This window comes from uncultured Faecalibacterium sp. (genome assembly GCF_900066275.1).
GTDB classification, from domain to species: domain Bacteria; phylum Bacillota; class Clostridia; order Oscillospirales; family Ruminococcaceae; genus Faecalibacterium; species Faecalibacterium taiwanense.
Window position 1 is genome coordinate 47,311 of record NZ_FMFG01000019.1, and the last position, 569, is coordinate 47,879.

The 569-nt window shown below is 60.3% G+C and carries 1 protein-coding gene and 1 pseudogene; both read right to left on the reverse strand.

The features are described 5' to 3' along the window. Positions 1-308: peptide deformylase (locus QZL71_RS08105; protein ID WP_294648443.1), on the reverse strand; the 308-nt coding region annotated here is incomplete at its 3' end. A gap of 16 nt (positions 309-324) precedes the next feature. Then, positions 325-569, reverse strand: a pseudogene (locus QZL71_RS08110) (primosomal protein N'); the annotation flags it as partial.

Genomic DNA, 569 nt, shown 5'->3' on the forward strand with positions numbered 1-569 from the left:
GACAGACAGCCCTCGTAGGCGGTCTCCTCTTCCTCGGATACAGCCAGAATTTCCGGGTTGACGAAGTCGATGAACTTATATTCGTAATCTTCGGGGATCTCCTCGGGCGCGTCGGTGGTGTCCCACACCACGAACAGACGGCGCAGCATGCCCACCTGCGGGCCGGCCAGACCCACGCCGTCGGCGGCGATCATGGTCTCGTGCATGTCGTCCAGCAGGGTAGCCAGACGGTCGTCAAAGGTGGTGACGGGGCGGCAGACCTTGTTCAGAATGGGATCGCCCTCTTTTACAATGTTGCGGATAGCCATTTATGGTACCTCCAAATCAGATGTCACCGTCCGAGTGCAGGTCCACCGCAACGGTGGCCTTGGACGGAAGTTTTTCCTGTTCGTATCTTTCCAGTGTGCTGCGCACGAGGTCGCGGAAGCGGCGGTCGTTGCGGCACTTGATGGTAAGTTTGTAGCGGTAGGTGTCGTTGATCTTCTCAATGCTGCCGGGCGTGGGGCCAAGCACCCGCAGCGGCAGGTCCGGCTGTTTTGCCGCCTGCTGGCCCAGCAGGGCCGCAAAGC